The organism is Glycomyces tritici (assembly GCF_030403505.1).
Map to the genome: position 1 here is coordinate 99,606 of NZ_JAUEMJ010000011.1, position 24,203 is coordinate 123,808.

The window sequence follows — 24,203 nt, forward strand, 5'->3', positions numbered from 1 at the left end:
CCCGCGGCAGGCCGGCCGGCTCGGATGTCGCAGAGCAGCGGCGAGGTGCGCGACTGACGGCCTTGAGCATCAGGTCTGGCCGCCCGTCGTCTCAGGCGATGGCGCAGGGTCGAAGGGCGCGTTGTCGTACCCGTTGAAGTCCTTGTACGCGACGACGTTCCGGGACCGCAGAATCCGCAGCGCCCTCCACCGGACCTTCCGCAGGATCTCGACGTCTCGCGGCGACAGGGATGCGACGTTGACCGCCGGGGGCTTCTCGGTGACCCGCAGCCGCGCATGCGCGACCATGACGCCGATCGCGAACGCCAGCAGCAGGATGAACGGCACCGCCAGTGCCGACTTGGCGGCGTGTTCCCACTGCCTGATGAGCACCGCCAGGAGCGAGACCGCCGCGACGACGACGATCATCACCGCGATGCCGTTCAGGGTTCGGTCCCACTGCCGGTAGGGCGTCAACAGCCACGGCACGAAGAACCCGAGGAGCGCGCAGCACGAGAGCCCGACGCCCGCCCACACCACTGTCAGCAGCGCCTCGTCCGCGATGCCGCCGGCGAGCATGAGGAATCCGAGTCCCACCGCCACGATCAGGCAGATGACCGTGAGGCTCAATCCCGCCACGGCGACCGTCCTCCCCAGCGCCGTGCGCCGGTACCAGCGGTTCGCAAGGGTCAGTTCGACTTGCGCGTAGTCGAGTACGACCCGGTTGAGCGCCCCGATGTCGAACGGGGTGAAGTTGTCATGGACCGTCGCCCATTCGTTGGGTTGGACGGCGGCGGGCTTGGGCATGGGACTTCCTCGATCTCTATCGCATTGGGCGCGGAGGCCTTAGCGCGCGTCTCGGTTGGTGCGTTTCTTGTAGCAGGTGAGGGCTGCCGCGAGGACGAGGGATGGTGGGAGGCGCCGAAAGGCGGCGGGAGGTGGTGCCAGGCGCAGCCGGCGGTCAGCACGAACGCTATCGCTGCGAAGGTCTGGCGCTTATCGGCCCGAGGAATCCCACCGCCCTGCGCCCGCTTCGGTGCTACCGGGATCAACGGTTCGGTGATCTCCCACAACCATCGGGCATCATGCGTCCGCCGGACTCATCCATGTCAGATCTCGACCAGATCGGTTGCACCGCAAGCGGGGCGAGCTCAAGGGGCTGAGCTGGAGGTGCCTGGAGGAGGTGTCCAGCTTCGATGCATGCCGGTGCTGTAGCCGACGAGCAGGTTCACGGCTGCCAGGACCAGGAGGAGCAACAGCACGTTTCCGGATCTCGGGTTCCACAATGCCAGCAGCCAGACCAGATAGCCGGCGATGAAGGCGAGGCTGTAGATGCCGGGGGCGGCGAGTCGCAGCTTCTCGGCTACTAGGGGTCCGATGATCATCGCGCCGAGTGGGGCGAGCAGCAGGAGGGCCACCATGTACGGTATGCCCGCGCCGGGGGCGAACGCTTCTGAGCTGTCAGCCCAGGATGAGGAGACGGTGTCGCCGCCGAACGTGATCGCGGCGGCAGCGGCAACCTGAGCGAGACTGACCACAAGGGTCTTGCCCATGGCGACCTCGCGTCCCTTGCGCCGCAAGGCGGATCGGCTCTGATGCCCCAGGGGGTCCGCTTGTTCGCTCATGCGTCCCAAGTCTACCGAGCAGTTTCGCTGCGGCTGTTCTCTGCGAACAGCGAATACACCAACTGAGCAATGCGCTCAGCCTCTCGCATCGAATTCGCTACAGCCGACGCGGCGCCGCTCGAGCACCCGCCGCCATGCGCGCTCAGTGAGAAGCCGCATCGGCTGGTGGATTGCCGACGAGACGTCTGCTCCCGTCGGCGCGCGCCCCGAACCTGTGAGGCGTAAAGAAAACGTCAATACTCTCGGCGAGCACTCGGGGCGAACTCGATTTCCCCAGGTAGACGGCGTTGTGTCGCCTTCGGTCGAGGGGCGGCGGCGATATCCTGCATCCGGCGGCGCGGGCCCGCGCCGCGATCCCCACCGATCCGAGGACTGTGCCCTGCAAACCGTGCCGCGCGCCGTGCTCGACGGCTTCGTCCGGAGCCCGCTCCGCATCGTCCCGGTGGCGTTCGCCCTCGCGATCGCGGTCGCCACCGCGCTGCTCATGCTGCCGGTCGCGCAGGTCGAACCGGGCGGCACCCGGTTCGTCGACGCGGTGTTCACCGCCACCTCGGCGATCAGTGTCACCGGACTGATCACCGTGGACACCCCGGTGCACTGGACCGGGTTCGGGCAGGCGGTCATCTTCGGCTGCATGCAACTCGGCGGCCTGGGCATCATGACCACCGCGGCATTCCTCGGCATGCTCGTCAGCCGCAGACTCCGCCTCCGGTCGAAACTCATGACGCAGGCCGAACTCCACCCCTCGATCAGCCTCGGCGACGTCAAGAGCGTCCTGCGCTTCGCCGTGCTGTTCACGCTCATCGTCGAAGTCGCCTTCGCCGCAGTCCTGGGCCTGCGGTTCCACTTCGGCTACGGCTTCAGCGCCGGCGACTCCGCGTGGCACGGGGTCTTCCACAGCGTCGCCGCGTTCAACAACGCCGGTTTCGCGCTCTTCAGCGATTCCATCATCGGCTTCGCGACGGACCCGTGGATCAGCCTGCCGCTGGCCCTGGGCACCGTCCTCGGCGGCCTCGGCATACCCGTGGTCTACGAGCTCACGCGCCGCCGGAGCCTGCGAGGCGGCCCGCGCAAGTGGTCGCTGCACACCAAGATGACCCTCGCGGGCACGGCGTTCCTCCTCTTCGGCGGCTGGCTGGTCCTGCTCGCCCTGGAGTGGGCGAACCCCGGCACGTTCGGGCAGTACCCGTGGCAGGACCGGTTCCTGCCCGCGTTCTTCCAGTCCGCGGTGCTGCGCACCAGCGGCTTCAACTCCATCGACATAGGCCGGTTGAACGACGACTCGCTGCTGGTCTCCATGGCGCTCATGTTCATCGGCGGCGGCTCGGCCTCGACCGCAGGCGGCATCAAGGTCACCACGTTCTTCCTCCTGATGCTGGTGATCTGGGCCGAAGTCCGCGGCGAACGCGACGCCTCGGCCTTCCGCCGACGCCTGCCGACGCCCGTCATCCGCGAAGCGCTCACGGTGGCCCTCGTCTACGTCGCCCTCAACGTCACCGCCGTACTCCTCATGCAGCGCTTCGAACCCGGCATCATGCTGGCGCCCATCATGTTCGAAGTGGTCTCGGCCGCCGCCACCGTCGGCCAGTCCACGGGCATCACCTACAACCTCACCGACCAGTCCAAATGGCTGCTCGCAGCGGTCATGTACGGCGGCCGGATCGGTCCGGTCCTCTTCGCGACCGCATTGGCGATGACCACCCGCAAACGCCACTACCGCTACCCCGAAACCCGACCCCTCGTCGGCTGAGCGGCATCGGTCTCTCCAGGCGGAACCGAACGAAGCGCCTCCTCGATCTCGCTGAGCTTCGCGGACGACAGGACGCCCGCCTGCCGGATCAGGTCCTCCCTGGTCAGGGTGACCAGCCAAGTGCAAGGGATTTGGCCGCGACGTGGAAGTGCGACTCTCACTACGCCTTCGAAAGGCAGTCCTTCGGGGGCGCCTACCGCCACCTCAACGGCCATGCCGTTGAGATCGGTGCCCGCGGGAGCGACGACCTGCATCGCCGAGAGACCGGACGCCGCTTCTCCCGACAGCAGTACGACTGCCTGCTGCCCGTCGAAATCCGCCCACCAGACTTCGCCACGTCGCATATGTCCTCCTTATTCGGGACGGCGCGCCTGCGTCGCCCCTTCGACCGCCGCCTACTTCGGCACGCTAGCCGACTGCGGCTCGATCGTTTTCGGTGGTGGCCCGCGGGACCGCCTGCCCCTGCATGGGCTTCGCCCGCTTGCGGAGGCTTCCCAGCAGTACCCCGCCTACCACGAGGATGCCGCCCAGGGCCTCGGCGCGAGTCACCGTCTCGCCCAGGATCAGCCAAGCCGCGGTCATGCCGGTGATCGGCACCAGCATCGAGAACGGCGCCACCACGCCCGCAGGGTGCTTCGACATGAGCCAGGTCCACAGGCCCGAACCGAGGATCGTACCGATCACCACCGTGTAGAGCAGGCCGACAACGGCGCCGACCGCACCTGGATCGGCGAGTCCGGTCAGGGAGTCGCCGATGCGCGACGGCCCCTCGACCCACATCGCCAGCCCGAGCATCGGCAAGGGCGGCACCACCGACATCCACAGCGTCAAGTGCAGCGGACTCGCCGCTCTCGCCTGCCGGTTGCAGATGTTGCCCATCGCCCATCCGAGGGCCCCGGCGAGCGTCAGCAGGAACGGCACCACACTGGCGTGCTCAGCGCGCTGCCAGCCCACCACCGCGAGCCCGCCGACGGCGACCAGGACGCCGAGCAGCTGCGGGCCGCTCACGCGCTCCCGCAGGACGGTGGCCCCCAAGAGCATCGTGAACGGCCCGGATGCCTGGAGGACCAGCGAGGCCAGACCCGCCGGCATGCCAGCGGCCATGCCCCAGTACAGGAACAGGAACTGCACGGTCCCGAAGCCGAGCCCGTAGCCGATGAGCCAGCGCAGCGGAACCTCCGGCCGCTTGATCAGGAGCACCGTGGGGACGGCGATGAGCGCGAACCGGAGCGCGACGAGGAACATCGGAGGGAAGTGCTGGAGCGAGGCGTCGATGGCGATGAAGTTGAGGCCCCACATGACGGCGACCGCCATGGCGAGCAGGACGTGGCGAACAGGCATTGCTCCATGATGCGAGCCAGAACAGTAAAGTACAAATGAAAAATGCTAAAGGCATTATGTAGTATCGCTACATGGACGTGCGTCATCTGGAGCTGCTTCGCGAACTGGCGCTGCGCGGCAGCGTCACCGAGGTCGCCCGCGCTACCCACCGAACCCCGTCTGCGGTCTCCCAGCAGCTCAAAGCCGCGCAACGAGAGTTCGGCATGGCGCTGGCGGAGCCTTCGGGCCGCGGCCTGCGCCTGACCGAGGCGGGCAGGGTCCTGGCCGAGGGAGGGGCGGCGGTCGCCACCGCGATCGAACAGGTTCGCGCCCAATGGGACTCGTTCCGCGGCCAACCCTCCGGCACGGTCACCGTCGCGGCCCTCCCCAGCGCCGCGACCTTCATGCTCGCGGCGGTCCTGCAGGAGTTCGAGGGGAGCGAGATCGAGATTCGGTGCAGCGACATCGACATCGCCGAGGCGGAGTTCGCCTCGCTCGCGTCGGACAATGACATCGTGATCGCCCACAGCTTCACCGGTGTGCGCCCCGCGGGCGAGAGCGCCCTCCGCGTCCAGCCGCTCGCACGCGAACCGCTCGACGTGGCGATGGCCGCCGACCACCCGCTCGCCGCGAAGGGGGCGGTCCGCACCGAGGACCTGGTCGACTACGAGTGGATCGGCGTGCCCAAGGGCTACCCCTTCAACTCCGTCCTCGAATCGATCGAACGGGCCACCGGAGCAACCTTGCAAGTGTCCCAACGCATCCGGGACAACCGACTCGTAGAGTCGCTGGTCGCGGGGAGCCGCCGCATCGCCGTACTCCCCCGGTTCACCACTCCGACCGGAGCCGGCCTCGTCCTGCGGGAGATCACCGACATCCCGACGCGGCGGCACATCACCGCGATCCTGCGCCCGGACCGGGCGGAACGGTTGGCGGTCAAGCAGGTCCTCGGAGCCTTCAGGCGGGTGGCCGCCGATGTGGAACGCCACCACCGCGGAACGGGCAGGTAGCCGAATACCGATCAGGGCCGTGCAGCAGCTGCAAGGTGAACGGACCGACCGCCGATCAGCGCCGCCCTGAGGAATCGGCCGCGCCCGCATTGAACTCCCGCCGGGAAATCGGATAAACCTGACCACATGCCCATGCCCACCCGCACCGCATCCCCCGAGACCGCCGGCGCGCACCCACCGGTGCCGCGGCGAGTGCTCATCGCTCTGTGCGCCACTCAGATCACCAGCTGGGGCGTGCTCTTCTACGCCCTCCCGGTTCTGCTCGGCGACATCACCGCCGACACCGGCTGGTCGACGGCCGCCGTCATGGGCGCCTTCTCCGCCGGGCTCGCCGCCTCCGCCCTCGCCGGAATCGGCGTCGGACACCTCCTGGACCGCCGAGGTCCCCGCCCCGTCATGACCGCAGGCTCGATACTCGCCGCACTCGCGCTCGTCGGCATCGCGACCGCGCCGAACCTGTGGACGTTCACCGCCGCATGGATCCTCGCCGGCATCGCCCAGGCCGCCGTCCTCTACAAGCCCGCGTTCGCCGCCATCACCACCTGGTACGGCCCCAGACGCGTCCAGGCCCTGACCGTCCTCACCCTCGCCGGCGGCCTCGCCAGCACCGTCTACGCACCCTTCACCGCCTACCTCGCCGGGCACTTCGACTGGCGCGGCGTCTACCTCGTCCTCGCCGCGATCCTCGCAGTCCTCACCGTCCCCGCCCACGCCATCGCCCTCAACCCGCCATGGCCCCAGGCTCCTGCCGAAACCGGCGGCAACGTGGCCACCACACTGGACCGCCGCGAGATCATCACCTCGCCGACGTTCATCGCCCTGGCCGCCGCAATCGCGCTGGCCGCGTTCGCGATGAGCACCTCGAACCTCTATCTCGTCCCGCTCATGACCGAGCGCGGCACGGACACCGCCACCGCCGCGTGGGTCCTGGGCATCTGCGGTGCCGGACAGCTCCTCGGCCGTATCGCTTACGCGCCCATCGCGATACGCACCGGCCCGACCGTCCGCGCGGTCGCCATCCTCGCCATCGGCGCAGCGACCACCCTCGCCACCGCGCTCATCGCCGGGCCCCTCGGCCTGGTCTTCGCCACGGTCGTCCTGCTCGGCGCCGCGCGCGGCGCCTTCACCCTGCTCGACGCCACCGCGATCACCGATCGCTGGGGCCCGCACGGCTACGGCACCCTCCACGGCATCCTCTCCGCGCCCGCCACCATCGCCATCGCCCTCAGCCCCTGGGCCGGAGCCCACCTCGCGAACTGGACCGGCGGCACCCCGCAGATGTTCACCCTCCTCGCCGCGGTCACCGCCCTAGCAGCCGTCATCATCCTGGTGGAACGCATCGCGAAGCGGCCCCTGAAGGTTCGTGCGCGGTGAAGTGACCGTTCCGCCGCCCGCACTTCGAAGGCGCCCGGGCCGCAGACCAGTCCACCGGCGGCGAAGGGTCGCGAACCCGCGGGCGCTCGCCGGACTGACCTGTCCCTCGGAACCGAGTCTCGTTGCGATACAACCAAACCAGTTGAGGGCTCCCGCCGGTGTGGCTAGAGTCGGGCGTCATTGCGCGATGACGCGGCCGACAAGGAGATGTGGGTATGGGACAACGATCCGCGGACCAAGTGATGGAAGCGATCGTCGCGGCGCTCGCACAGGTTCCGGGTGTCGCAGCGGTGACGCTGGGGGGTTCACGTTCGACCGGCACGGCGCACGCGAACTCGGATATCGACATAGGGCTCTACTACTCACGCACCGCGGCACCCGGTTTCGACCGCCTGCTCGAGTGCGCGGCGAGGTTGGACGACCGCGGCCGACCGGACGGCCATGGGGACTACGGCCAGTGGGGGCCGTGGATCAACGGCGGGATCTGGCTTCGCGTGGGCGGGTTCAAGACCGACCTGCTCCTGCGGGAGATCGAGCACGTGGACGACCATGTCCGCCAGTGCGCAGAGGGTCGTCCCCAGATCCACTACCAGCCCGGCCATCCCCACGGCTTCTCCACTGCCATCTATGCCGGCGAGGTCAGCCGGAACGTGCCGTTGCACGATCCCGACGGCGTGCTCCCGCGATTGCGGGCCCAGGTCGACCCCTATCCGGAGCGACTGGCGGCGGCGCTGGTGGGGAAGTTCGGATGGGAGGCGCAGTTCGCCTTGGAGACGGCCGGCTCCGCGGCGGACCGGGGCGACCTCCACTACGTCGCCGGCTGCGCGTTCCGGGCGGTGGCCAGCCTGAACCAGGTCCTCTTCGCCGCGAACCGTCGCTTCATGCTCAACGAGAAAGGCGCCACGAGGATCGTCGAGACCTTCGCGCACGCGCCCGAGGACTACCCGAACCGAGTGAACGAGGCGCTCGGACTGCTCGCTCCCGATCCCGCGGCACTGCGAGCGGTGCTGGATCGGCTCGCACGGCTGCGAGACGAGGTCCTCATCGCGATCGACGCCTGAGCGAGCGACCTCCAGCAGCGTTGCGCGGCTTGCGGGCCCGAGCGAGAACCCCCCCGATCGGCGACGTCGTCGCGATCGCAGGCGGCGTCGACCGCGTCCGGGCACGCAGCCGCCCCGGCAACGCGGCGAGGGCCGCATGGGCCGGGTAGCGGGCTTCCGGATTCACAGGACAGGCCCTAGGACCGCGGCGAGGACGAGCCGCGGGCGCGGTGGTCGACACTGGATAGTGTGATCACCGGACACCGCAGGCCGCGGAATCCGGGAGACCGGAGTCGGCCCCGCGCGTCCACTGCGACCGGTCCGATCGTCCGGGACCGGCGACACGAGACGACCGATGCGAGATTGCTGCGCCATGACAGAGACGATGCGAATCGGCCTGCTCGGCCCGTTCCAGGTCACCGCCGAGGGCCTGCCGAAGACCGTCGCCGGGGGAAGGCAGCGGGCGGTCCTCGCCGCCCTCGCCCTGTCCGCGGGGAAACCCGTGCGCAGCAGCACCCTCGCCGCGCTCGTCTGGGGCGAGGACGCCCCGCCCGCCCGGCACCGCCTGCACGCGGTCGTCAACCGCCTGCGCCAGGCGATCGGCGCCGAAGCCCTCCGCGCCGCGCCCGGCGAGTACACGCTGGTCCTCGACCCCGATGCGGTCGACGTCCACCGATTCCGTTCCCTGGCAGCCGAATCCAAGCACGCCGAGGGAGCCGCCGAACTGGCCCTGCTCGACCGGGCCCTGGGCCTGTGGCGCGGCGACCCGCTGATCGACATCGACGCCGAACGACTCGTGGCCGCGCACGCCCCCGCCCTGTTCGAGGAGCGGCTGCGCGCCCTCGAGCGGCGCGCCGACCTGATGCTGGAGGAGGGCGGCCACGCCGAGCTGGTCGCCGAGCTCAGCGAGCTCACCACCGCGCACCCGCTGCGCGAGTTCCTGTGGTCCCGGCTGATGCTCGCCCTGCACCGGTCAGGCCGACAGGCCGAGGCCCTCGCCGCCTACCAGCGCGTCCGGACCCTGCTGGCCGACCGGCTCGGCGTCGACCCCGGGGAGGAGCTGCAGCGGGTCCACCGCACGGTGCTGCGGCCCCTGAGCGGGCCGCCGCCCGAGCCCGCCGCGACCCGGCCCGCCGCGCTCCTCGCCGTCCCCGCTCCCCGGCAGCTGGCCATCGACACCCCCGGGTTCACCGGACGCGCCGACAGTCTGACGGAGCTCGACCGGCTCCTCGACGCGGACGAGGCAGGCGGCGCACCGGTCACCATCGCGGTGATCAGCGGCCCCGCCGGTGTCGGCAAGACCACCCTGGCCGTGCACTGGGCGCACCGGGTCGCCGACCGCTTCCCCGACGGGCAGCTCCATCTGAACCTCTCCGGACGCGGGACGAGCGGATCCTCGACCGCCGACGCCGCGCTCATGACCGTGCTCCTGTCCCTCGGCACGCCGCCGCAGCGCATCCCGCCGGACACCGAGGGACGGTCCGCGGCGCTGCGCACCGCGCTGTCGGGCCGGCGCGTGCTGATGCTGCTCGACAACGCCCGGGACGCCGACCAGGTGCGCCCGCTCCTGCCCGGCTCCGGCAGCCTCGTCCTGGCCACCAGCCGCAACCGGCTGCGGAGCCTGCGCCGGCACGAGGGCGCCCGGCTGCTGGAGCTCGACCCGTTCACGCCCGCCGAGTCGGCCGCGCTCCTGCGCCGCGTCCTCGGCTCCGCGACGGTGTCCGACCATCCCGGCGCGATCGCCGAGCTCACCGGCCTGTGCGGGCACCTGCCGCTGGCCGTGGCGCTGGCCGCCGAACGGGTCCGCAACACCGGGATCGCGCTGCCGGTCCTGGTCGAGGAGGCCCGGGACGACCGCGCGCGCCTGGACGCGCTCGACGACGGGGCCGACGACGTCCGCAAGGTCTTCTCGTGGTCGTACCGGGCCCTGCCCCCGCAGGCCGCCATGATGTTCCGGACGCTCAGCGCCGCCCCGGGACCTGATATCGGCGCCTCGGCCGCGGCGGCGCTGACCGGTACCGCCCCGCCGGTCGCGCTCCGCCTCCTGGAGTCGCTTGTGGACCACAATCTGCTGCGCCGCCACCGTCCGGGCCGGTACGAACTGCACGACCTGCTGCGGGTCTACGCCGCCGAACTCGGCGCGGCGATCGACGGTGAGCAGCGGCGAACGCAGGCCTTGGCCCGGGTGCTCGACTGGTACATCGCGACCGGTCTCGACGCCTGGTCGCATGTGCAGCCGACGTCGATGGGCCCCGGTCTGGAGACGCCCCGGACCGAGGTCGCCCCGCTCGTCTTCGCCGACGCACCGTCTGCGCTGGACTGGTTCGAGACCGAACAGGACAATCTGATCGCGGCGGTGGGCGCGGCGGAGAGCGCCGGCCTGGACCGCGCCTGCTGGCGGCTGGTGCATCTCCTGTGGGCGCACCTGGACCGCTGCCGGGCCTGGCCGGAGATCGCCTCGCTCGGCGCGATCGGGCTGGGGGCGGCGCGGCGCGCGGGCGACGGCTACGGCGAGGCCGAGATGCTCACCATGGGGGCCAGCCTGCGGCACCTCGGGCGCTTCGACGAGGCGATCGCCTCACAGGAGCGGGCACTGGTCATCTACCGCGAGCAGGAGAGCCTCAGCGGCCAGGCCACAGTGCTCAACAACCTGGGCATGATCTTCCGCAGCATGGGCCGCCACGAGGAGGCGATCGAGCACCTGCGGCGCTGCGTCGCGCTCGACGAGCGGACCGGCGAGCCGGGCGACCTGGCGGTGTCGCTGCTGAACCTGGCCCAGTCCTATATCGAGGGGGGACGGGCGCCCGAGGCGATCGAGACGGCCGGGCGATCGCTGGAGCTCCTGCGCGAGTTGGCGCATCGGCGGGGCCAGGGCAGGGCGATGGAGACGATCGGACTCGCCCACGGGCAGATAGGCGAACACGGGGTCGCGGCTTCGTGGCTGCGGCGGGCGTCCGAGGTGTTCGCGGGCATCGGGGACCGCTGGCACCAGTCGGGGAGCCTCACCGGTCTCGGCCGCGCGCTGCGGGCCGACGGCCGCGCCGACGAGGCCGATGCCGTACTGGAGCAGGCGCTGGAACTCGCCGTCACGCTCGATGATCCTCGGGCCGAGGAGATCCGCCGCCTGCTGGCGGACCGGGACGGCGCTGCCGCGCCCGAACCGCGCCGGGGGGACGCCGCAGCGCACGCAGGCGAGACGCCCGGCGACCACGTCGCCGGGCGCTCTTGAGCGCATCGCCCGCTCGGCCGCGAGCGGGCGATGCGCCCCCTTACGTTCGATTCCTTGGCGCGTCCGAGGCGAACGCCTCGGGCGCCGACGGGTTCGAGCCCTACATGTCCCGGTTGTCGGCAGCCTCGGTCGGCAGCTGGCGGTAAGGCGGGGTGAAGGCCGACGGCCGCTCGCCCTGGATGTTGTTGTCAGGGTCCACGCTCATGTCGCGGTTGTCCAGGTCGAAGCCCGTGATGCGGACGCTGAAGTCGCGGTTGTCGGGGGTGGTGGGTCCGGTGATGCGGACGCTGAACTCGCGGTTGTCGGGGTCGATCTTCCGCAGGTCCTCCCCGGTGATGCGGACGCTCTGGTCCCTCCCTGTGATGCGGACGCTGAAGTCACGGTTGTCGACATCGCCGCCGGTGATGCGGACGCTGGCGTACGGCGGGAGGAACGGGTTGGGGACGTCGCCGGCCGCCTGGGCGGGGACGGCGAAAGCGGCCACGGCGAGCCCGGCGAGCGAGCAGGCGGCGGCGGTGCGGGCGAGGGCTGCGGTGGTACGCCGGAGCGGCGTGGTCTTCTGAGTCATGGCCCCACCGTATGGACGGGCGCTCACGTGCGGCTCACATCGTGCGCACTCCCGGCTCACGCCCCGCTCACGCGGGTGCACAGGACAGGTCGGTCATCGACTGGAGGCCGACAGAGAGATGGCAGGCGATCATCCGCACCGAGCGCACGCGTAGCCGGTCCGCTGTCGGTGCTCGGACTCGTTTACGGGTTGCCCTATCATTGCGGCATGGCCGACCGAGCGTCCGACGCCCGCGTCAACCTGCGGCCTTTGCGGCTTCGGGCGATGATGACGCAAGAAGAACTCGCCCTCAAGTCGGGCCTGGGAACGCGCACGATCAGGGACATCGAGACCGGGAAGGTGCGGCCGCAACCGCGAACCCTGCGGCTGCTGATCGAGGCGCTGAATCTGGACGAGGACGGTCAAGCCCTGCTGACCGGGGCGTCGGATCAGGATGCGGCAGCGTCCCGGAACGTCCCCCCGGTGACACTTCCCTCTGGCACCACGGTCTTCACCGGCAGAAGCGAACTCCTGGCCAGGCTCGACCGATCGGCCGAGGCGGGAACGTCCCGGCTCACCGTCCTGACCGGGGTCGGCGGCATCGGCAAGACGATGCTCGCCCTGCACTGGGGCCACCGGTCGACCGAGCGGTTCCCCGGCGGAGAGATCTACATCGACCTGCGCGGTTTCAGCTCGAGCGGGGCCGTGATGGAACCGGCTGAAGCAGCGCGTCAACTGCTCGGTTCCGTAGGGGTGGAACCGCTCCGGATTCCAGCCGACACCGACGCCCTGTTCACGCTCTACCGCAGCATCATCGGCAGCGAGTGCCGCCTGCTGGTGCTGGACAACGCGCGAGACGCCGCCCAGGTGCGGCCGCTGCTGCCGAACTCCCCCCAGGTGCACACGGTCGTCATCAGCCGCAATCAACTCGTCGGACTCGCGGCCTCGCACGGGGCCAAGATCATCGAGATCGGGGCGTTCGACCGGACCGAAGCGGCCGCCTTGCTCGAACGGCAGTTGGGCAAGGCGCGCCTCGCCGCCCAGCCGGCGTCGGTGGAGCGGATCCTGACCGCGTGCGCAGGTCTGCCGCTGGCGCTCGCCATCATCGGCGCCAAAGCCTCGACCCGGTCCGACCATGCCCTGAGCGCCATCGCCGACGAGCTGGACGCCGCACGGCTGGACGCCCTCGCGGTCGACGAGGCCTCGGTGGACCTCCGGGCGGTGTTCTCCTGGTCCTACCAGGAGCTGGACGCCGAGACCGCACGCACGTTCCGCCTGCTCGGATTGCACCCCGGCCCCTCGATATCAATATCCGCTGTGGCCGCCCTGGTCGGCATGTCGGCGTCGCACGCCCGCACGCACCTGGACCGCCTGTGCCGCGTGAACCTGCTCAACGAACCGGCCCCGGGGCGGTATGTCCTTCACGACCTGCTCCGCGCCTATGCCGCAGAGCTCGCGACGTCCGAGGAGAGCGCCGAAGAGCACCGGCGGGCCACCCTCCGCATGATCGACCACTATGTACTGACATCGCGCGATGCCGCTTTGCGGCTGAATCCGAGTCGGCGCACGCTCGCGCCGACACCGCCGACCTCCATCGAGCCGGAGCACATCGAGGACTCCGGGGCCGCAGTGGCATGGTTCCGCGCCGAATACCAGTCGATCCGCCAGATCGCCGAGCACGCCGCCGCGGCGGGACTCCACGCGCACACCTGCCATCTCGCCTGGAACCTCCGGGACTTCCTGTACCAGCAGGGGCATTGGCAGTTCATGGCGAGCATCCACTCGGCGGCGTTGGAGGCCGCCGAGGCCCTGGAAGATCGGTCGATGACCGCGTACGCCCACCGCAATATCGGCGTCGCGCTCACCCGGCTGCGCCGGTTCGACGCGGCTGAAGCCCATCTGCTCGACTCGCTCGCGCTGTCTCTGGAACTCGGGGACCATGAAGGGACGGGAACGACAGAGGTGTACCTCGCCTCGCTCGCGGAGGCCGACGGCCGGTTCGACGCGGCGCTCGAGCATGCGCGGAGCGCCCTCCGATCGGCGGGCAACGAACGCGGGAAGGCGATGGCCTTCAACGCACTCGCCTGGACGTCCATACTCGTGGGTGCCTACGCCGATGCCATCGAGTACGGCCGTCAGGCACTCGAGATCTGGGAGAAGGCCGGCAGCCAGGCGGGCACCGCCAACATTCTGGCCAACCTCGGCCGGGCCCACCACGGGCTCAACCGGCTCGACGAGGCGCTGGAGCATCTCCGGCGATCGCTCGCCGTCGCGGTGGAGCTGGGGAGCCGGTACTTGGAGGCCGAGGTCCTCGCCGTGATCGGGGAAGTCCACCACGACGGCGGCCGTCCTGACGAAGCCCGCGAAGCCTGGCGCGACGCCGAAGCGATATACCGCGCCCTCGGCCATCCTGAGGCGGAAAGTCTCAGCGCGAAACTCGCGACCGCATAGGCCGGGGCGACCAGCCGGCCGCCTTGACCTCATGCAGTGGGCCGGGCACGCCGCCGACGCAGTCAGTCCCCGACGAGCAGCGTTTCCTTGCGGGTCTGCAGCCGGACGAGACTGCGCTCGGCCTCCGCGTCCCGTTCCCCCAACGACCGAATCGTCGTCTGAACCGCATCTCGGATGGACCTGAACTGCTCAGTGGCGTTGCGGATCTGCCCGTTGCGCACTGCGTCGGTGAAGATGTTGTCGAACAGGACATCGGTGAGCCAGTTGTTCGGGATCGCGGGGACGCGGTGGCGCTGCTCGACACCGACGTCGACCAGTTCACGGCTGAACGCGTCGAGCGCCCACTGCGCGTAGGCCACGGCGCGGCCCGCCGAGTCGAGCTTGTCGTACTTGAACTGGCTGACCAGCTCGCCGCCGCCGATCAGGTCCCAGCCGGAGGCGGCACCGGCGCTGCCGAGCAGGCGCCCGACCTCGTCGACCCATTCCAGCGCCCGCCGCCCGGCGTCGCAGGCCTCCTTGAGTTCGCGCCGCTCAGCGCTCAGGCCGGCCGCCTGGTCCGCGATCGCCTCCAGTTCGCCGCCTGCGGGCAGACCCAGCATGAGCACGGCCCGTTCCTTGTCCGCCAGCAGTTCGCGGAACCGCTCCTCCGCGGCCTCGAATTCGGCTCCGGCGGCCTCGAGCGACGCCCGGTCCTGGATCAGCCGGCGGACTCGGGCCCGCTCCTGCTCCACTCGGATCTGCGCGGCCGCCGCCTCGGCGCGCTCGATGTCCAGTCGCTCCTCCCGGGCGCCGATGACCGCGGCCCACAAGGCTTTGAACGACACGCGCTCCAGCTGATCGACGTCTTTCTGCTCGCCGGCCGCTCGCTCCTCGGCGAGCTGCAGCGCCGCTTCGGCGGAGGCCACCTGCTGCTCGGTTCGGGCCAGCACCTGCTCGTGGTGCTGCTTGCGGCGCAACAGTGCTCTCGCTTCGGCCAGTTCCTTGTTCAACTGTTCGATCGCCTGGGGCATGGTTCCGATGGTATCGACGCGACCGTCCCAGCGGGGTCCGGCGGACGTGGACCCGTCATCGTGGAAACCGGCAACTAGTCAGCGGATTTCGACAACTGGATCGCAAGCTCGTGCCCTCGACACCGCGGCCCCAGGTCAAATGAACGCCATATATCGACCTATTTACATACAGGACTGTCATGGATAAGCTGTCCCCCAGCGCCTTAACGTTCGTGAGAATTCTCGAAACCATCGCTGGCGCGACGGGTTGTGAGCGATAACCAGACCGCGGGAGCGATCGGTGAGGTTTCCATGCCGCGCGCGACCCCCCACCTTGAAGGGAGATTCGATCGATGAAGCGAACTTTCAGAGCCGCGCTCGCGGCGGCCCTGTCGCTGCCGCTCATCATCGGGACCTTGCTGCTGACCGCGCAACCGGCGGCGGCCGCGACGATGAACCGAGTGACGAACTTCGGGACCAATCCGACCAACCTCAACATGTACCTGTACGTCCCCGACACGGTGGCGGCCGAGCCGGCGCTGCTCGTGCTCAACCACTACTGCGGCGGCACGGCCGGCGCCGTCTTCAACAGCATCGGGCGCGACTTCGTGGCGGCGGCCGACCGATACGGGTACATCATCGTCCTGCCCGAGGTCACCCGCCAGGAAGGCTGCTTCGACGTCGCCACCCCCGCGGCACTGACCCGCAACGGCGGCAGCGACTCCACGGGCATCATGTCGATGGTCGGCTGGGTCCGCCAGCGCTACAACGTGGACGCCGACCGGATCGTCGTCAGCGGCTTCTCCTCCGGGGCGATGATGACGAACGTCCTCGCCGCCGAGTACCCGGACGTGTTCTCCGCGGCCTCGTCGTTCTCCGGCGTGGCGGCCGGCTGCTTCGCCACGAACAACGGGTCCCTGTGGAACAGCCAGTGCTCCGGCGGGAACCTCATCAAGACACCGCAGCAGTGGGGCGACCAGGTGCGCGCCATGTACCCCGGATACGCCGGCGAGTACCCGCGGATGCAGGTATGGCACGGCACCGAGGACGACATCCTGCGGTACCCGAACTTCGGCGAGCAGATCAAAGAGTGGACCAACCTCAACGGCCTGAACCAGACCCCGTCGTCCACCGAGAACCTCGCCGGCGGCTGGGTGCGGACCCGGTACGGCGCCACCGGAACCCAAGCCACGGTCGAAGGCATGAGCATCGCGGGCTACGGCCATTCGCTGCCGCTCACGGGCATGTTCGCCAACGCCATCGCCTTCCTCGGCCTCGACGGCGGCGCCCCGGGCGGCGGCTCGGGCACCTTGCGCTCGGCCGCTTCGAACAAGTGCCTGGACGTGCCGAACCAGTCGACGGCCAACGGCGCGCGAACGCAGATCTGGGACTGCTGGACCGGCGCGAACCAGCAGTGGACGGCGACCGCCGCAGGCGAGTTGTCCGTCTACTCGGGCGGGAACCGGAAGTGCCTCGACGCCTCCGGCAACGGCAGTGCCAACGGCACGCCGGTCATCATCTGGTCCTGCCATGGCGGGGCGAACCAGAAGTGGAACCGGAACGCGAACGGCAGCATCACGAATGCCGCGAGCGGACTCTGCCTCGACGTCACCGGCGCCGGTACCGCCAACGGCGCCCTCGTACAGCTCTGGACCTGCAATGGCCAGAGCAACCAGCGCTGGACTGCCGGGTAGTCGCAGCGCGCAGCGGAGGCCCCGGCGAGCGTCGCCGGGGCCTCTGTTGCCGTTGCGGCTTATTGCGGTCTGTTTCGTCGGTTGCGGGGCCGTTGCCGGACGCCGACTGCGCGGGCGTTCGGCGACAGCGGGTCGGCCCTTTATTCGAGCTTCTCGAACCAGAACTCGTGCTTGAGGAACGAGGTGTCGTACTCGTGCCCCGGGTAGGGCGGGATCAGCTGCGAGGCCTGGAACAGCCGCCAGCCGTCGCGCAGCGCCTCGACGCCGGTCTCGTACGGCGGGTCGTCGCTGTCGCCGGTGGTCGGGTCGGTTTTGCCGGTGCCGTCGTAGTTGGCCCAGGCGAGGACGTGCGAGTCGAGTCCGGAGGTGTTCAAGTAGAGGACGAGGACTTGCTGCTTCATCAGACCCTCCCGGGGCGGTTGGCGACACGGGTCGCCCAGTAGTCGATGTCGAAGGCGGGGTTGTTGGTGAGCGCCCGCCACATCCTGATCCGGTTGTAGATCTCCAGGCGCGACGTGGCGTGCTCGCTCCAGGGGTGGTAGGTCGAGAGTTCGGCCGACACCTTCGGATCGTCCAGGTCGGACACGTCCCAGGTGCGCACCTGCGGCACTGTGGGGTTGAACCGGATCTTGTACATGTAGCGGCGGATGTCGGAGTCGTTGCGGCGTCCGCCGTGCCAGATGCCGTGGTGAAGCAGGACCACGGTGCCCGGCGGGCAGGTGAGGCGGGTCTGGCCGCGCAGGTTCTGGTAGCGGCCGGTGTCGGACTCGTTGGTGCGGCGCAGGTGCGAGCCCGGAACCGAGAGCGTCCCGCCCATGTCGGCCCTGACCTCCTGCGGGTAGTACATGAGCTGCACGTCGAACGCGTCGATCCGCGTGTCGATGATCGCGTCCCCGTGGAGCGGCTGCGCGCTGCCCTCGTTCGGCTCGCGGATGTGGGTGTGGTGGTGGTCGACGGTGGGGTCGGGTCCGACGAGGCTCTGGAGCGCCCCGGCCACGGTCGGGATCTCCAAGAGCGCCCGGGAGATCGAGCCCTCGGGGAAGGCCTGCTTCACCGGAGTGCCGTAGTCGACGTGCGGTTGCTGGCCGGCGTCGAACTCGGGGATGGCCCGCTCGTTGAGTTCGGCCGGCACGACCCCGTCCATACGGTGGTACCCGTTGGCGACGAACCGCGCCATCTCCACGGATGACAGTAGGTGCTGAGTGGTTGTCATACGACGAGACTAAGCGGAAATCTGCCTTCTGTAATTGGAAGAATTCACTGTTCAGTGGTTGATTTTCACTGTTAAATCGACACGGGTTGTCGTTGGCGGCCTTCCGAGGATTGCGGTTGCCGACAATGGGCCGTTTATGACAGGGCGCCCATAAGGGATGAATGGCCCAGGCGAGTAATCTTCCCGCTCCGACCGCGATCGGGCTCGCCCTCTCGCCGGCGGGCATGCCCTCGGCGAGCCGGGCGGTCCACGCCAGAAACGCCCCTCGGTCAGGACGCCGGGCCCGCCGGTCCGTCGCTCGACGAGATGCTGTGGCAGACCATCACGACCGTCGCCGACGCCCCGATTCCCGATCTCCAGACGTTCAACAAGGCCTGCCACCGCGAATTCGGCGCCTCGCCGCGCACCCTCCGGGGCAGCTCCCGCCATTGACCGTGCACGCCACCGGGACTCGCCGTGCGCAGCGGCACCCGCCGAGCGTGACGCGACGGGGGCCGGCAGCAATCCCCCCTGCCTGGCCCCCGTCGCGCCGGATCATCCCTCAGCTTGCATCGAGTTGTACTGCCAGGAACTCCTCGCGCTGCTGGATGACCGTCTTGAGCGACTCCGCCGACGCCGCCACATCGGCGGCGCCGTTGAGCTCAGCAGCCGCCGCCGCGGTCTCGACCGCTTCCTCGGCCGCACCACTGGCATAGATCCGTTCATAGAGGTCGTTATAGGCCTCCATGTAGACCTCCTGGAACGCCTCGGAGTCGAGGAACCGCTGCTTGAAATCGCCCGCGCCGGCGGACATCCCGCCGCCCATCCCCTCGGGCATGCCGCCGCCTTCGGGCATCTCCATGCCCTCCGGCATCTCCATCCCCTCAGGCATCTCCATCCCCTCAGGCATCTCCATCCCCTCAGGCATCTCCATCCCCTCAGGCATCTCCATCCCCTCAGGCATCTCCATCCCCTCAGGCATCTCGCCCATGCCGCCACCGCCGCCCATGATGGACCCGGACTCGCCGGGCGCCAGTTCGGCGTTGGTCAGTGACAGGTCGAGGTCCCAGGTGATGACCGAGATCAGACCGGTGTCGTAGTCGTACCAGAGGTAGTAGTTGCTACCGGGCCCTGCCATGTCGTCAGTGTTGACGATCAGGTTCTGCAGCGCCGTGTAGTTCGCGAACGATGCGACGTCGACCCAATCGGCGAGCTCGGCGTCGAAGGTCGCGTCGTCGGCCGATTCCAGCCACTCCAGGAAGTCGATGAGCGGCTGCACATCCGCCGACCCCTCCATGGTGACCTGTTTGAAATCGTCCTCGTACTCGCTGGGATCCTGGCCCTGGTAGGCGAACTGCCCCCCGGCCCGTCCCTTGTAGAGCACTCCTTCGCTCGCGCCGTACTCCTCGTCGGCCCAGGTCACGTCCATGGCGTCCACGACCCTGCGGGTCACCGCTGCAGATCCGTTGACCGAGACCTTCGAATAGGTCCAGTCGTAGCTCGGCTCGCCACTGGCCTCGATCAGCTCGAGCGCGACCGACTCGGTCAGGGTCGAACCGCCCATCCCCGAGTCGACGCGCAGCGTGATCTGCTGGTTGCCCTGGTAGACCTGGCCTTCGACGAACTTGGAGAAGTCCACCAGCCACGGCAGCGACTCCGGGTCCTCGAAGCTCAGCGAACTGCCCATGCCGCCGAAGCCGCCCTCGCCGCCGGGCATCTCCATGCCCTCCGGCATCTCCATGCCTTCGGGCATCTCCATGTTCTCGGGCATCTCCTGGCCGCCGACGGTGATCTCGCCCCCGAGGCTCGCCAGAGTCGAGTTGCCCTTCAGGCGGATGCCCACGTCGTTGATCGTGACGCCGTCGATGGTGATGTCGGCCTTGACCCACTCCTTCTCACCGGAGTCCTGGAACGTCTCGATCATCTTCTCGTAGTCGTCCTCGCTGTACTCGAGGCTGATCTCATGCGCCACCGTCGTGTCGAACAGGTCCGCAGTGCCCTGCACGTCGTTGGTGACGACGAACCCCTCGTTCGCGTCCGAGGTCACGACCGCGCTGACGCGGATCGTGCCGACCGCCAGCACCAGGACCGCGACCAGGCCGATCGACCCGGCGATGAGCTTCCAGTAGTGCCGGACGCTCACCGGGATCCGGTGCCGCAGTGCCTTGGCGTTCATGGCTACAGGTCCGTCTGGTCGTAGCCGGTCAGCACCGTCACCTGCTGGCCTTGCGTGACGTCGCGCAGTTCGGCGAGCAGGTCGGCGGGTTTCTTGCCGGACTTGAGCTTGACGGTGAACGTCATCTCCGTCAGAGCGCCGCCTCTGATCGTCTCCATGCTCACCTGCTCGTACTCGTCGGTGTGGCGGATCAGGACGTCGTCGACCTCGCCGGACAGGTCCTCGTGCGCCGGCACCTGCACCTTGACGACCTGGCGCTCGACGCTGTGCGCGAACCAGTTGAAGCGGTGCATGATGAGCAGCACCAGGCAGATCACGGCGGTCGCGATGATCGCCAGCAGGTAGAACCGGGTGCCGCAGGCCATGCCCACGCCCATCACCAGGAAGATGTACCCGACGTCGCGGGTTTCCTTGAGCGCGTTGCGGAACCGGATGATCGAGAGTGCGCCGACGAGCGCGAACGCGCGGGCGACGTTCGAGCCGACGATGAGCATGATCATCGCGATGATCATGCCCATGATGATCAGGGTCTGCACATAGGACTGGCTGTAGGAGACGTTGCGGTGGGTCCGGCGGTACACCAGCGAGATCACGCAGCTGAGCACGAACGAGAGCGATAGCGAGATCGCGATGTCGGCGACGCTGAACTCACCCGAGAGGTCGGTGAAGTTGGTCAGGAAATCCATCTGGACGGCTGCTTTCCGCAGTTAGTGGGCGATGCCCGATCGGTTACTGGACAATGGAGACCGCCGGTGCGCCGGCGCCCTCCGGCTTGGCGTGGACGGCGAAGTCGTCCTCGACGGGGACGTGGAACACCGAGCGCGGCGCCTGGCCGAACGCCTCGATGCTCTGGCAGTACTTGGAGACGCGGACGACCGCCATGCCCAGACGGGCCGAGAGGTCGGTGATCCAGTACGGGACCCGCTCGTTGGCCTTGACCTCCACGACCGCCCTCGCGGGCGGGATGATCAGCCGGTTCTCGACCTCGGCGCCCAGGTGGAAGTCACGGTCGCGGCCGCGCACCCGGTGGTCGATCGTCACCCGCAGTCCCAGGTCGGCGTCGTAGCCCAGGTATGCCTCGCGGTTGTAGGCGGTGATCGCGGTCGGACGCAGCCCGTGCCCCTCGACCAGCCCGAGGACCTCTTCGAGGAACGGCCCCTGCTCCGGTTCGTGCTCGATGAGGACCCGCTCGTCGCAGAGCCTGCGGGCCAGCAGGTACGGGACCTTGACCCGGCGCTTCTGGGTCACCCGGTTGACCCGCTGCTTGATCTCGACGTACACCGGGGTCTCGTCGGTGAGCTCGTGCCGCTCGCCGTAGGCGCGGACGCGGAGCTTCCGGCGGAAGTGCAGACCCTCGATCTTCTCCCAGTAGTACCGCAGGGACTTCGAGTCGTAGTACAGGCTGGTCACCGGGTAGCCGCCGCGCACGGTGTACGGGTCGGCCTCCATGCGCGCCCGCAGCTCCTCGCGCAGCCTGGGTACCTGGTCGTACGCGAGCAGGTACTTGATCTCGAACCGGTTGAACGAATGCAGCGCACTTGCGGTGCGGCGCAGGTGCGCGGCTTCTCCTCCGCTGAGTTGGCTCATCAACGCTCCTTGAATGCTTGGGAACGTTGACGAGTCAACCTGGCGAAGGTTTTAGTGAACTCATGGTGAACTCAAAGTTGACTCAGAGAAACGCCCATATCAGAAATAGCCATGCGGAAGGGATGACGCTACGTAGTCCTTCCGAACGGAAGTGCGCTACGCCGACGACTAGCAGCAGAGCCAGCTGTTGACCAGCAGCGAAGGTGATGGTTTGCATGGTGTGGATGCTGCCGCCAACACGCCGCGGTTCGTCGTCGATGAGGTGGTTGGTAACGCTGCCGACTCCGGCGATCGTTGCGACGGCAAAGGTGTTGAGGAGGAATCTGGACCGTGAAGGCCGTGCTGAGGACAATCCCATATGGGGCATGGTCGGCCCCGTCCCTCGATGCGGCCTCAATCCGACCTCAAAGCCGACTCGGAATCGGACTGCGAGCTGATCTTGAGCGGACTTCGAGCCGTTCTCGATTTCCAGGGCGAACAGTATGCCGGTATGCGCACCATTCCCTCCATGCCGCGGCATCTGCTGCATGCGGCTGCACTCACGGCCGCCGGCCTGCTCTTGACCGCCTGCGGAGCCGGAACGAAACCGAAGCGAATCCAGAAGAGAGCACTTCGTCAGGCGGCGATGCGCTGAGCGCCTATGTCACCTGCATTGAGGAACAGGGCGTCGACCTGCCCGAGGACTGGGCCGCCGACCTCGGCGACGGCATGCCGGGCTTCGATCCCGAGAGCGCTCCGACCAACATGCCCACGGATATGCCCACTGACATGTCCGGGGAGATGCCGACCGCCAGGCCCACCGGCGGCTTCGGCGGCGGTTTCGAAGCCCCGGAGGGTGTGAGCGACGAAGACTGGCAGTCGGCTCAGGAGGCCTGCGCCGACCAGTTGCCCATGGGCGGCGGCCCCGGCAGCGGAGCTCCGGGCTCGGGTGAGTCCGATGAGCTCACGGCCTACCGCGACTGCCTCGCCGAGCACGACGTGGAGCTGGGTGAGGACGTCTCGCAGTTCGACGCATCCGACCCGGACGTGGCGGCCGCGATCGAGGAATGCAGCCCTCGCCCCTGAAACGGGCACCGATTCCTGATTATTCAGTGCACGGGCGGGCCTGCACATGGCAGACCCGCGGTCGGCACGCACCGGCGGCCACTACTGGACTGGTCCGATCTCCGGCTACCACGGCGTGCGGTCGCTCTCCGGCATAGCGGCGAGCCGAACCGGCCGGTTAGGAGTGTCCGATTCCGATTTCGCGTCACGCACCGCACGGGTTCATCGTGGCTTGGGCGCGGTCGTCCGGCGGGCGGTGGTGCGGAAGGCGATCGGGGTCTGACCGACGCGTTGCTGAAAGTACTTGGAGAAGTTGGTGGCGTCGTTGAAGCCGAGGTCGCGCGCGATCCTCGCCGCAGTGCGGTCGGAGTGCGCGAGCAGCCGCTTGGCCTCCAGGATGATGCGCTGGTCGATGAACTCCTTGGCGCCCATGCCGGTCGCGGCGATCGCGGCGCGGGCGAGGGTGCGCGGCGAATAACCGAGCTGGGCGGCGTAGTCCTCGACTCGACGGCTGCGGGCGAATCCTCGTTCGACCGCGTAGCGGAACCGCCGGAACGCCTCGCCCGACTCGCCGGCGTGATGCTCCCCGGTTCCGCAGTGCCCCAAGCGGAGGACGAGAACCGCGAGCAGATGGCTCATGGCCGCGAGGTGGATCGGGAGGGGCAGCTCGCCGAACGACCGGAACTCGCGGTCCAGATGAGCCCGGGCCGCCTCGAGCGCGTCGTCGCAGGCCCCGGACGGGAAGCGGGTCGGGCCGCCCGGCTCGTCGACCCTGGCCGCTTCCGCCGTCTCGGGATCGAGGAAGTCGTTCTCGAACAGGATCATCGTCCCCTCGACACCATCGAGGGCCCCCCAGTGCTGGACCTGCCCGGGCCGCACCCACAGCCAGTCGCCGGGGCCGACCTCGAAGTCCACGAAGTCGACCATGAAGTCAAGGCGCCCTTCGGAGAGCGTGAGGATCTGATGGAAATGCGGCCGCTGGAGCCGCGCGAGCGTCGGCAGGTTCCGGCGCCGCAGCTCGCCGAGGTCCACCACCTCGACTCCGGCCGGGGAGCCGATCGGAGCGCGGAAGCCGACCTCCAGAATCCCCGCCGACCTATCTTGTCGGTTTTTCACCATCATCAGTCCCGAGTGTATCGGGCGTCGGCCCAGATCCGACCCTAGATTCGAGGAGCCAAGGCAGATGCGGCGCCGCC

Annotated in this window: 23 protein-coding genes; 10 read left to right on the forward strand and 13 right to left on the reverse strand. The window is 68.9% G+C overall.

All coding sequences use genetic code 11. The features are described 5' to 3' along the window. Window positions 1-69: 69 nt before the first annotated feature. From QWI33_RS25500 to QWI33_RS25505, 3 genes are all read right to left on the reverse strand, one after another. Window positions 70-786 (reverse strand): hypothetical protein, encoded by a 717-nt coding sequence (locus QWI33_RS25500; protein ID WP_289959662.1) that lies wholly within the window; start codon window positions 784-786, stop codon window positions 70-72. Next, complete coding sequence (locus QWI33_RS29605) at window positions 669-1,052, reverse strand: transposase (RefSeq protein ID WP_435367605.1); 384 nt, start codon at window positions 1,050-1,052, stop codon at window positions 669-671. The genes QWI33_RS25500 and QWI33_RS29605 overlap by 118 nt, the downstream gene beginning before the upstream one ends. A gap of 78 nt (window positions 1,053-1,130) precedes the next feature. Next, entirely contained in the window at window positions 1,131-1,604 is a 474-nt protein-coding gene (locus tag QWI33_RS25505; RefSeq protein WP_289959663.1) for a hypothetical protein, read from the reverse strand. Window positions 1,605-1,992: 388 nt separating this feature from the next. On the opposite strand from QWI33_RS25505, the gene QWI33_RS25510 reads away from it, so the two are divergent. Next, window positions 1,993-3,354: a TrkH family potassium uptake protein gene (locus tag QWI33_RS25510; protein WP_289959664.1), complete on the forward strand. Its 1,362-nt coding sequence runs from the start codon at window positions 1,993-1,995 to the stop codon at window positions 3,352-3,354. Here the strand turns inward: QWI33_RS25510 and QWI33_RS25515 are convergent. Beyond that, the gene (locus QWI33_RS25515; RefSeq protein WP_289959665.1) at window positions 3,324-3,698 is read right to left on the reverse strand and encodes a type II toxin-antitoxin system PemK/MazF family toxin; all 375 of its coding nucleotides are present in this window, start codon (window positions 3,696-3,698) and stop codon (window positions 3,324-3,326) included. The genes QWI33_RS25510 and QWI33_RS25515 overlap by 31 nt on opposite strands. A 64-nt stretch (window positions 3,699-3,762) precedes the next feature. Continuing rightward, window positions 3,763-4,695: an EamA family transporter gene (locus tag QWI33_RS25520; protein ID WP_289959666.1), complete on the reverse strand. Its 933-nt coding sequence runs from the start codon at window positions 4,693-4,695 to the stop codon at window positions 3,763-3,765. A 71-nt stretch (window positions 4,696-4,766) separates the two neighbouring features. Here QWI33_RS25520 and QWI33_RS25525 point away from each other — a divergent pair, with 71 nt between their 5' ends. The 4 genes from QWI33_RS25525 to QWI33_RS25540 all read left to right on the forward strand — a co-directional run bounded on the left by QWI33_RS25525 (window position 4,767) and on the right by QWI33_RS25540 (window position 11,327). Then, window positions 4,767-5,684, forward strand: coding sequence for a LysR family transcriptional regulator (locus QWI33_RS25525; RefSeq protein ID WP_289959667.1), 918 nt, complete (start codon window positions 4,767-4,769; stop codon window positions 5,682-5,684). Between the two features lie 126 nt (window positions 5,685-5,810). Next, the gene (locus QWI33_RS25530; protein WP_289959668.1) at window positions 5,811-7,058 is read left to right on the forward strand and encodes an MFS transporter; all 1,248 of its coding nucleotides are present in this window, start codon (window positions 5,811-5,813) and stop codon (window positions 7,056-7,058) included. A 215-nt stretch (window positions 7,059-7,273) separates the two neighbouring features. Continuing rightward, a complete protein-coding gene (locus tag QWI33_RS25535; RefSeq protein WP_289959669.1) occupies window positions 7,274-8,119 on the forward strand; it encodes a nucleotidyltransferase domain-containing protein in 846 nt (281 codons plus the stop codon). Window positions 8,120-8,471: 352 nt separating this feature from the next. Further along, entirely contained in the window at window positions 8,472-11,327 is a 2,856-nt protein-coding gene (locus QWI33_RS25540) for an AfsR/SARP family transcriptional regulator (RefSeq protein ID WP_289959670.1), read from the forward strand. A 100-nt stretch (window positions 11,328-11,427) separates the two neighbouring features. Here QWI33_RS25540 and QWI33_RS25545 read toward each other — a convergent pair whose 3' ends face one another. Continuing rightward, window positions 11,428-11,895, reverse strand: a complete 468-nt coding sequence (locus QWI33_RS25545) for a hypothetical protein (RefSeq protein WP_289959671.1) — start codon at window positions 11,893-11,895, stop codon at window positions 11,428-11,430. Window positions 11,896-12,102: 207 nt separating this feature from the next. Between QWI33_RS25545 and QWI33_RS25550 the strand changes: the two genes are divergently transcribed. Beyond that, window positions 12,103-14,325, forward strand: coding sequence for an ATP-binding protein (locus QWI33_RS25550; RefSeq protein ID WP_289959672.1), 2,223 nt, complete (start codon window positions 12,103-12,105; stop codon window positions 14,323-14,325). Between the two features lie 62 nt (window positions 14,326-14,387). Here QWI33_RS25550 and QWI33_RS25555 read toward each other — a convergent pair whose 3' ends face one another. Next, window positions 14,388-15,335 carry a hypothetical protein gene (locus QWI33_RS25555; protein ID WP_289959673.1) on the reverse strand — a complete coding sequence of 316 codons (948 nt, stop codon included), beginning with the start codon at window positions 15,333-15,335 and terminating at the stop codon, window positions 14,388-14,390. Window positions 15,336-15,667: 332 nt separating this feature from the next. Here QWI33_RS25555 and QWI33_RS25560 point away from each other — a divergent pair, with 332 nt between their 5' ends. After that, window positions 15,668-17,008, forward strand: a complete 1,341-nt coding sequence (locus tag QWI33_RS25560; RefSeq protein ID WP_289959674.1) for an extracellular catalytic domain type 1 short-chain-length polyhydroxyalkanoate depolymerase — start codon at window positions 15,668-15,670, stop codon at window positions 17,006-17,008. Window positions 17,009-17,148: 140 nt separating this feature from the next. Here QWI33_RS25560 and QWI33_RS25565 read toward each other — a convergent pair whose 3' ends face one another. Both QWI33_RS25565 and QWI33_RS25570 read right to left on the reverse strand, forming a co-directional pair. Beyond that, on the reverse strand, window positions 17,149-17,409 hold the full coding sequence (locus QWI33_RS25565; protein WP_289959675.1) for a hypothetical protein: 261 nt from the start codon (window positions 17,407-17,409) through the stop codon (window positions 17,149-17,151). Next, the gene (locus tag QWI33_RS25570) at window positions 17,409-18,221 is read right to left on the reverse strand and encodes a phytanoyl-CoA dioxygenase family protein (protein WP_289959676.1); all 813 of its coding nucleotides are present in this window, start codon (window positions 18,219-18,221) and stop codon (window positions 17,409-17,411) included. Before QWI33_RS25570 ends, QWI33_RS25565 begins: the two co-directional genes overlap by 1 nt. A gap of 306 nt (window positions 18,222-18,527) precedes the next feature. Here QWI33_RS25570 and QWI33_RS25575 point away from each other — a divergent pair, with 306 nt between their 5' ends. Further along, window positions 18,528-18,653 carry a hypothetical protein gene (locus QWI33_RS25575; RefSeq protein ID WP_289959677.1) on the forward strand — a complete coding sequence of 42 codons (126 nt, stop codon included), beginning with the start codon at window positions 18,528-18,530 and terminating at the stop codon, window positions 18,651-18,653. Window positions 18,654-18,762: 109 nt separating this feature from the next. On the opposite strand, the gene QWI33_RS25580 is transcribed toward QWI33_RS25575, so the two are convergent. From QWI33_RS25580 to QWI33_RS25590, 3 genes are read right to left on the reverse strand one after another with little or no spacing between them, the layout of a single operon-like run. Next, on the reverse strand, window positions 18,763-20,376 hold the full coding sequence (locus QWI33_RS25580; RefSeq protein WP_289959678.1) for a CotH kinase family protein: 1,614 nt from the start codon (window positions 20,374-20,376) through the stop codon (window positions 18,763-18,765). A 2-nt stretch (window positions 20,377-20,378) separates the two neighbouring features. Further along, complete coding sequence (locus tag QWI33_RS25585) at window positions 20,379-21,062, reverse strand: DUF4956 domain-containing protein (protein ID WP_289959679.1); 684 nt, start codon at window positions 21,060-21,062, stop codon at window positions 20,379-20,381. Window positions 21,063-21,105: 43 nt separating this feature from the next. Further along, on the reverse strand, window positions 21,106-21,963 hold the full coding sequence (locus QWI33_RS25590) for a polyphosphate polymerase domain-containing protein (protein WP_289959680.1): 858 nt from the start codon (window positions 21,961-21,963) through the stop codon (window positions 21,106-21,108). A gap of 187 nt (window positions 21,964-22,150) precedes the next feature. Between QWI33_RS25590 and QWI33_RS25595 the strand changes: the two genes are divergently transcribed. Both QWI33_RS25595 and QWI33_RS25600 read left to right on the forward strand, forming a co-directional pair. Then, on the forward strand, window positions 22,151-22,297 hold the full coding sequence (locus QWI33_RS25595; RefSeq protein ID WP_289959681.1) for a hypothetical protein: 147 nt from the start codon (window positions 22,151-22,153) through the stop codon (window positions 22,295-22,297). A 434-nt stretch (window positions 22,298-22,731) separates the two neighbouring features. Continuing rightward, the gene (locus tag QWI33_RS25600) at window positions 22,732-23,028 is read left to right on the forward strand and encodes a hypothetical protein (RefSeq protein ID WP_289959682.1); all 297 of its coding nucleotides are present in this window, start codon (window positions 22,732-22,734) and stop codon (window positions 23,026-23,028) included. A gap of 201 nt (window positions 23,029-23,229) precedes the next feature. On the opposite strand, the gene QWI33_RS25605 is transcribed toward QWI33_RS25600, so the two are convergent. After that, a complete protein-coding gene (locus QWI33_RS25605) occupies window positions 23,230-24,129 on the reverse strand; it encodes a helix-turn-helix domain-containing protein (protein ID WP_289959683.1) in 900 nt (299 codons plus the stop codon). Window positions 24,130-24,203: the final 74 nt, after the last annotated feature.

Coding starts and splice junctions, on each gene's coding strand:
- QWI33_RS25530 (WP_289959668.1), top strand. CDS start 5,811: ATGCCCATGCCCACCCGCACCGCATCCCCCGAGACCGCCGGCGCGCAC.
- QWI33_RS25570 (WP_289959676.1), bottom strand. CDS start 18,221: ATGACAACCACTCAGCACCTACTGTCATCCGTGGAGATGGCGCGGTTC.
- QWI33_RS25540 (WP_289959670.1), top strand. CDS start 8,472: ATGACAGAGACGATGCGAATCGGCCTGCTCGGCCCGTTCCAGGTCACC.
- QWI33_RS25600 (WP_289959682.1), top strand. CDS start 22,732: ATGTCCGGGGAGATGCCGACCGCCAGGCCCACCGGCGGCTTCGGCGGC.
- QWI33_RS25585 (WP_289959679.1), bottom strand. CDS start 21,062: ATGGATTTCCTGACCAACTTCACCGACCTCTCGGGTGAGTTCAGCGTC.
- QWI33_RS25505 (WP_289959663.1), bottom strand. CDS start 1,604: ATGAGCGAACAAGCGGACCCCCTGGGGCATCAGAGCCGATCCGCCTTG.
- QWI33_RS25500 (WP_289959662.1), bottom strand. CDS start 786: ATGCCCAAGCCCGCCGCCGTCCAACCCAACGAATGGGCGACGGTCCAT.
- QWI33_RS25590 (WP_289959680.1), bottom strand. CDS start 21,963: ATGAGCCAACTCAGCGGAGGAGAAGCCGCGCACCTGCGCCGCACCGCA.
- QWI33_RS25550 (WP_289959672.1), top strand. CDS start 12,103: ATGGCCGACCGAGCGTCCGACGCCCGCGTCAACCTGCGGCCTTTGCGG.
- QWI33_RS25605 (WP_289959683.1), bottom strand. CDS start 24,129: ATGATGGTGAAAAACCGACAAGATAGGTCGGCGGGGATTCTGGAGGTC.
- QWI33_RS25560 (WP_289959674.1), top strand. CDS start 15,668: ATGAAGCGAACTTTCAGAGCCGCGCTCGCGGCGGCCCTGTCGCTGCCG.
- QWI33_RS25525 (WP_289959667.1), top strand. CDS start 4,767: ATGGACGTGCGTCATCTGGAGCTGCTTCGCGAACTGGCGCTGCGCGGC.
- QWI33_RS25535 (WP_289959669.1), top strand. CDS start 7,274: ATGGGACAACGATCCGCGGACCAAGTGATGGAAGCGATCGTCGCGGCG.
- QWI33_RS25565 (WP_289959675.1), bottom strand. CDS start 17,409: ATGAAGCAGCAAGTCCTCGTCCTCTACTTGAACACCTCCGGACTCGAC.
- QWI33_RS25515 (WP_289959665.1), bottom strand. CDS start 3,698: ATGCGACGTGGCGAAGTCTGGTGGGCGGATTTCGACGGGCAGCAGGCA.
- QWI33_RS25580 (WP_289959678.1), bottom strand. CDS start 20,376: ATGAACGCCAAGGCACTGCGGCACCGGATCCCGGTGAGCGTCCGGCAC.
- QWI33_RS25575 (WP_289959677.1), top strand. CDS start 18,528: ATGCTGTGGCAGACCATCACGACCGTCGCCGACGCCCCGATTCCCGAT.
- QWI33_RS25545 (WP_289959671.1), bottom strand. CDS start 11,895: ATGACTCAGAAGACCACGCCGCTCCGGCGTACCACCGCAGCCCTCGCC.
- QWI33_RS25555 (WP_289959673.1), bottom strand. CDS start 15,335: ATGCCCCAGGCGATCGAACAGTTGAACAAGGAACTGGCCGAAGCGAGA.
- QWI33_RS25520 (WP_289959666.1), bottom strand. CDS start 4,695: ATGCCTGTTCGCCACGTCCTGCTCGCCATGGCGGTCGCCGTCATGTGG.